The sequence below is a fragment of the Streptantibioticus parmotrematis genome (genome assembly GCF_019890615.1).
Classification (GTDB): domain Bacteria; phylum Actinomycetota; class Actinomycetes; order Streptomycetales; family Streptomycetaceae; genus Streptantibioticus_D; species Streptantibioticus_D parmotrematis.
In genome coordinates this window covers 1-224 of sequence record NZ_JAINVZ010000083.1, presented here as the reverse complement: position 1 = coordinate 224, position 224 = coordinate 1, and the positions used below count along the sequence as shown (strand labels likewise).

The following is a 224-nucleotide window of genomic DNA, read 5'->3' as shown; positions in this document are numbered from 1 at the left end:
CCGTCGAATCCGTTGAGGGCGATGACGAAGGGGAGGCCGGAGTTCTCGAAGTAGTCGACGGCGGGGAAGCAGTCGGCGAGGCGGCGGGTGTCGACGAGGACGACGGCGCCGATGGCGCCGCGTACGAGGTCGTCCCACATGAACCAGAAGCGGTCCTGTCCGGGGGTGCCGAACAGGTAGAGGATCAGGTCCTCGTCGAGCGTGATGCGGCCGAAGTCCATCGC

The 224-nt window shown here is 67.0% G+C and carries 1 protein-coding gene; it reads right to left on the bottom strand.

Going from position 1 to position 224, the window contains the following annotated elements:
- Positions 1 to 224: GTP-binding protein (locus K7472_RS32340; protein ID WP_222982837.1), on the bottom strand; the 224-nt coding region annotated here is incomplete at both ends.